Origin of the sequence: Streptomyces apricus, assembly GCF_008369065.1 — a bacterium.
GTDB lineage: Bacteria > Actinomycetota > Actinomycetes > Streptomycetales > Streptomycetaceae > Streptomyces > Streptomyces apricus.
Genome location: NZ_VDFC01000043.1, coordinates 44,627 through 50,625, shown reverse-complemented (window position 1 = coordinate 50,625; position 5,999 = coordinate 44,627). Strand labels below are relative to the sequence as shown.

Here is a 5,999-nt window from a genome sequence, read left to right as displayed (position 1 = left end):
CATCTCTGCCCTGTCCCTGCCCTCACCGCCGCCCCGCTCCCGCTCTCACCGCTGCCCGCCCGCCTGCATCCGGGCCACGTAGGCGGCCGCCTGCGCGCGCCGCTCCATGCCGAGCTTGGCCAGCAGGCTGGAGACGTAGTTCTTGATCGTCTTCTCGGCGAGGTGGAGCCGCTCGCCGATCGCGCGGTTGGTGAGCCCCTCGCCGATCAGGTCCAGGATCCTGCGCTCCTGGTCGGTGAGCTTGGCGAGCCGCTCGTCGCCCTTGGGCGTGCCCCCGTCGCGCAGCCGCTCCAGGACGCGGGCGGTGGCCTCCGGGTCGAGCAGGGACCTGCCGGCCGCCACGTCACGGATCGCCGAGAGCAGTTCGTCACCGCGGATCGCCTTCAGCGCGTAGCCCGAGGCACCCGCCATGATCGCGTCGAAGAGGGCCTCGTCGTCGGCGTAGGACGTCAGCATGAGGCATTTGATCGACTCGTCCGCGGAGCGGATCTCGCGGCAGACCTCGACCCCGCTGCCGTCCGGCAGCCGGACGTCCAGCACGGCCACGTCGGGGCGCGTGGCCGGAATGCGCGCCAGCGCGTCGGCCGCCGTACCGGCCTCGCCGACCACCTCGATGTCGTCCTCCATGGAGAGCAGCTCGTGCACCCCCCGCCGGACCACCTCGTGGTCGTCGAGAAGAAATACTGTGATTTTTCCTTCTTCGCGCACGGAATCAGTCTCACACACGATCTTTCCGGTTGCGCCAGTCGAACCCTTCCCGTCCCCGGGGTGACCGGGATAACGTGCCGGTGTTCCGGCCCCCTGCCAGGCTGTGACCAGTGCTGTGACCAGCGACTGCCCCCCGTTTCTGCCGAGTAGTTGGAAGCCCAAGTGGAAAATACTTGGAAATCCGATAAAAAATGCAGGTCAGGAGGGGTTTCACAGAAATGTGAACCACTGGGTAACGTGCTTGTTGCAGGGCGCTCGCCGGGGCACCTGTCACGCCTGTTCCCGGCCGAGGGCACCCACCCCGTGCACGGGTACGGAGAACAGGCGAGCCGCTCCCCCGGCCTTCGAAGGGCCGGGGGGACCCCAGTTCCCGGCAACCCCGGGGGCCGGACCGACGGAGGAGCACACGTGACCGTGGAGAGCACTGCAGCGCGCAAGCCGCGACGCAGCGCCGGTACAAAGCGCACCGCTGCGAAGAAGCCGCCGGGCGCCCAGCCGGACCTCGTACAGCTGCTGACCCCCGAGGGGAAGCGCGTCAAGAACGGCGAATACGACGCGTACGTAGCCGACATCACCCCCGAAGAGCTGCGCGGCCTGTACCGCGACATGGTGCTCACCCGGCGGTTCGACGCCGAGGCCACCTCCCTGCAGCGCCAGGGCGAGCTGGGCCTGTGGGCCTCGCTGCTCGGCCAGGAGGCCGCCCAGATCGGTTCGGGGCGCGCCACCCGCGAGGACGACTACGTCTTCCCGACCTACCGCGAGCACGGCGTCGCCTGGTGCCGCGGGGTCGACCCGGCCAACCTGCTCGGCATGTTCCGCGGCGTGAACAACGGCGGCTGGGACCCGAACACCAACAACTTCCACCTCTACACGATCGTCATCGGCTCGCAGACGCTGCACGCCACCGGCTACGCCATGGGCGTCGCCAAGGACGGCGCCGACTCGGCCGTGATCGCGTACTTCGGGGACGGCGCCTCCAGCCAGGGCGACGTCGCCGAATCGTTCACCTTCTCCGCGGTCTACAACGCGCCCGTCGTGTTCTTCTGCCAGAACAACCAGTGGGCCATCTCCGAGCCCACCGAGCGCCAGACCCGCGTGCCGCTCTACCAGCGCGCGCAGGGGTACGGCTTCCCGGGCGTCCGCGTCGACGGCAACGACGTCCTCGCCTGCCTCGCCGTCACCAAGTGGGCGCTGGAGCGCGCCCGCCGGGGCGAGGGGCCGACCCTCGTCGAGGCGTTCACGTACCGCATGGGCGCCCACACCACCTCCGACGACCCGACCAAGTACCGGGCCGACGAGGAGCGCGAGGCGTGGGAGGCGAAGGACCCGATCCTGCGTCTGCGCACGTACCTGGAGGCCTCAAACCACGCGGACGAGGGATTCTTCGCGGAACTCGAAGCCGAGAGCGAGGCGTTGGGCAAGCGAGTGCGCGAAGTGGTCCGTGCCATGCCGGACCCGGACCGGTTCGCCATCTTCGAGAACGCGTACGCGGACGGGCACGCGCTCGTCGACGAGGAGAGGGCGCAGTTCGCCGCCTACCAGGCGTCGTTCGCCGATGAAGGGGAGGGCAAGCAGCGATGACAGCGGAAAAGATGGCGCTGGCCAAGGCGATCAACGAATCGCTGCGCACGGCCCTGGAGTCGGACCCCAAGGTCCTGATCATGGGCGAGGACGTCGGCAAGCTCGGCGGCGTGTTCCGGGTGACGGACGGCCTCCAGAAGGACTTCGGCGAGGAGCGGGTCATCGACACCCCGCTCGCCGAGTCGGGCATCGTCGGCACGGCGATCGGCCTCGCGCTGCGCGGCTACCGCCCGGTGGTGGAGATCCAGTTCGACGGGTTCGTCTTCCCGGCGTACGACCAGATCGTCACGCAGCTGGCGAAGATGCACGCGCGGGCGCTCGGCAAGATCAAACTCCCCGTCGTCATCCGCATCCCGTACGGCGGCGGCATCGGCGCGGTCGAGCACCACTCCGAGTCCCCCGAGGCGCTCTTCGCGCACGTGGCGGGCCTGAAGGTGGTCTCCCCCGCGAACGCGGGCGACGCCTACTGGATGATGCAGCAGGCCATCCACAGCGACGACCCGGTGATCTTCTTCGAGCCCAAGCGGCGCTACTGGGACAAGTCCGAGGTCAACCGCGAGGCGATCCCCTCCCCGCTGCACAAGGCGCGCGTGGTCCGCGAGGGCACCGACCTCACGCTGGCCGCGTACGGGCCGATGGTGAAGGTCTGCCAGGAGGCCGCCGCGGCCGCGCAGGAGGAGGGCAAGTCCCTGGAGGTGCTGGACCTGCGGTCGATGTCCCCGATCGACTTCGACTCGATCCAGGCCTCGGTGGAGCGGACCCGCCGCCTGGTCGTGGTGCACGAGGCACCGGTGTTCCTGGGCACGGGCGCGGAGATCGCGGCCCGGATCACCGAGCGGTGCTTCTACCACCTGGAGGCTCCGGTCCTGCGGGTCGGCGGCTACCACGCCCCGTATCCGCCGGCCCGCCTGGAGGACGAATACCTGCCGGGTCTGGACCGGGTGCTCGACGCCGTCGACCGCTCGCTGGCGTACTGAGGAGAGGGTCGTGACGACGATGACGGAAACGGCCTCGGGCCTGCGCGAGTTCAAGATGCCCGACGTGGGCGAGGGCCTGACCGAGGCGGAGATCCTCAAGTGGTACGTCCAGCCCGGTGACACCGTCACGGACGGGCAGGTGGTCTGCGAGGTCGAGACCGCCAAGGCCGCCGTCGAGCTGCCCATCCCCTACGACGGGGTGGTGCACGAGCTGTGCTTCCCCGAGGGGACGACGGTGGACGTCGGCCAGGTGATCATCTCGGTGGACGTGGGCGGCGGGGCCGCTCCGGCCGCCCCGCCCGTGGCGCAGGCCCCGGTCGAGGCCCCGGCCGCGGTGGTTCCGGCTCCGGCGGCGCCCTCCGCGCCGTCCGACGAGGCCGCCGCGGAGCAGGCGGAGCCCGAGGGCCGCAAGCCGGTCCTCGTCGGGTACGGGGTCTCGGTGTCCTCCACGAAGCGCCGCCCCCGCAGGGGCGTCCCGGCGCGGCAGCCGGAGGCGGCCGCATCGGTGCAGCGCGAGCTGAACGGGCACGCGGCCCCGGTGGAGGCCGCGGCTCCGGTGGCGCCCGCTGCTCCGGTGATGCCCGCGGCCCCCGCCGCCCGTCCGCTGGCCAAGCCCCCGGTACGCAAGCTGGCCAAGGACCTCGGGGTCGACCTGGCCGTGGTCGTCCCCTCGGGACCGGACGGGATCATCACCCGCGAGGACGTGCACGCGGCGGTGGCCCCGGCCCCCGTGGCGGAGCCCGCGGTCACCGAGGCGCCCCCGGCGCCCGCCGCCCCGGTGCGCACACCCGCCGCGGCGCCGGCCGTCACGGCACCGTCCGTCGCGTACGACGGGGTGCGCGAGACCCGGATCCCGGTCAAGGGGGTCCGCAAGGCGACGGCGGCCGCGATGGTCGGCTCGGCGTTCACCGCGCCGCATGTCACCGAGTTCGTCACGGTCGACGTGACGCGCACGATGAAGCTGGTCGAGGAGCTCAAGCAGGACAAGGACATGCAGGGGCTGCGGGTGAACCCGCTGCTGCTGATCTCCAAGGCCCTGCTGGTCGCCATCAGGCGGAACCCGGACGTCAACGCCTCGTGGGACGAGGCCAACCAGGAGATCGTGCGCAAGCACTACGTGAACCTGGGCATCGCGGCGGCCACGCCCCGGGGCCTGATCGTCCCGAACATCAAGGACGCCCACGCCAAGACGCTGCCGCAGCTCGCCGAGGCGCTGGGGGAGCTGGTGGGGACCGCCCGCGAGGGCCGCACCTCGCCGGCGGCGATGCAGGGCGGGACGGTGACCATCACCAACGTCGGGGTGTTCGGCGTCGACACCGGCACGCCGATCCTCAACCCGGGCGAGTCCGCGATCCTCGCCGTCGGGTCCATCAAGCCGCAGCCCTGGGTGCACAAGGGGAAGGTCAAGCCCCGCCAGGTGACGACGCTCGCGCTGTCCTTCGACCACCGGCTGGTGGACGGGGAGCTGGGCTCCAAGGTGCTGGCGGACGTGGCGGCGGTCCTGGAACAGCCCAAGCGACTGATTACTTGGGGTTAGGCAAAGGAATGCGCCGTTCCCCGCACCCCTGAGAAGGGGCGCGGGGAACGGCGCAATCTTTTTTTGGTTCCGCTACCGCGCGAAGGCGTAGTTCATCATCTTCTTCGCGTCCGACTCACGCGCCGTGATGGACGTCGAGGCGAGCACGGTCCCGATCACGGTCTTGCCGTTGCGGGTCGCGGCGAAGACCAGGCAGTACTTGGCCTCCGGGCCCGAGCCGGTCTTCACGCCGATCGTGCCGCTGTAGCTGTTGAGCAGACCGTTGGTGTTGACCCACGTCGCCATCGTGCGGGTGCTGCCGGTCTTGGTCACGGTCTTCGCCGTGTACTTCTTCGTCTTCACGATCGCGCGGAAGTTGGCGCTCTTCATCGCGCTGCTGGCGATCTTCGTCAGGTCGCGCGGCGTGGAGTAGTTCGAGCCGTTGCCGATGCCGTCGAACGAGTCGAACTTCGTGTTCGTCAGACCGAGGTCCTTGGCCTGCTTGTTCATCTTGCCGATGAACGACTTCACGCGGGCGGCACGCGTCGAGCCGGAGCCGAACTTGTCGGCGAGCGCGTACGCGGCGTCGCAGCCGGACGGCAGCATCAGGCCGTACAGGAGCTGGCGGACGGTGACCTTGTCGCCGACGATCAGCCGTGCCGAGGAGGCGGTGTTGGCGACGATGTAGTCGCTGTACGCCTTCTGGATGGTGACCTTGGCGTCCAGGTTCAGGTTCGGCTGCGACAGCACGACCTTCGCGGTCATGATCTTCGTCGTGGAACCGGTGGAGCGGCGCGTGTCCGCGGCCTTGGTGTAGAGCGATTTGCCCGTGCTGTTGTTCATCACGAAGCCGCCCTTGGCGGCGATCGTGGGCGCGGTGAGGGCCTGCGCGGGTGCCGTACTGAGAGCTCCGGAGGCGAGCACGGCACCGGTGGTGAGGACCACTGCGGCGGCTCTGCGAACCCGTAGACCCTTGATGGCCGTTTTCAAGTCGAATACCCCGATTACGTTGAAAGCACCGAGAGGATGCCAAATGCCCCAGGAGGGCCGCCACTTGACAGTGGGGCCTTCCCTTGAGACTCGTAGGTAGCACAGAAGGATGTACGCGAGACCGGGCGGGGTGCGTCTTTTTACCTGGTCCATATCCTGGACCGTCCGCGACCATGCGTACGTGTTGTATCTATGCTGTGCGCATGCCTTCAGCCCCGCCCCCCACC

The 5,999-nt window shown here is 69.6% G+C and carries 5 protein-coding genes; 3 read left to right on the top strand and 2 right to left on the bottom strand.

Annotated elements, in window-relative coordinates:
- Positions 1 to 45: 45 nt before the first annotated feature.
- Complete coding sequence (locus FGF04_RS18325; RefSeq protein WP_149512415.1) at positions 46 to 708, bottom strand: response regulator; 663 nt, start codon at positions 706 to 708, stop codon at positions 46 to 48.
- 408 nt (positions 709 to 1,116) lie between these two features.
- On the opposite strand from FGF04_RS18325, the gene pdhA reads away from it, so the two are divergent.
- From pdhA to FGF04_RS18310, 3 genes are read left to right on the top strand one after another with little or no spacing between them, the layout of a single operon-like run.
- Entirely contained in the window at positions 1,117 to 2,289 is a 1,173-nt protein-coding gene (gene pdhA, locus FGF04_RS18320) for a pyruvate dehydrogenase (acetyl-transferring) E1 component subunit alpha (RefSeq protein WP_149512414.1), read from the top strand.
- Positions 2,286 to 3,266 carry an alpha-ketoacid dehydrogenase subunit beta gene (locus tag FGF04_RS18315; protein ID WP_149512413.1) on the top strand — a complete coding sequence of 327 codons (981 nt, stop codon included), beginning with the start codon at positions 2,286 to 2,288 and terminating at the stop codon, positions 3,264 to 3,266. The genes pdhA and FGF04_RS18315 overlap by 4 nt, the downstream gene beginning before the upstream one ends.
- Positions 3,267 to 3,276: 10 nt before the next feature.
- Positions 3,277 to 4,803, top strand: coding sequence for a dihydrolipoamide acetyltransferase family protein (locus tag FGF04_RS18310; RefSeq protein WP_149512412.1), 1,527 nt, complete (start codon positions 3,277 to 3,279; stop codon positions 4,801 to 4,803).
- 72 nt (positions 4,804 to 4,875) lie between these two features.
- On the opposite strand, the gene FGF04_RS18305 is transcribed toward FGF04_RS18310, so the two are convergent.
- Positions 4,876 to 5,772: a D-alanyl-D-alanine carboxypeptidase family protein gene (locus FGF04_RS18305; protein WP_149512411.1), complete on the bottom strand. Its 897-nt coding sequence runs from the start codon at positions 5,770 to 5,772 to the stop codon at positions 4,876 to 4,878.
- Positions 5,773 to 5,999: the final 227 nt, after the last annotated feature.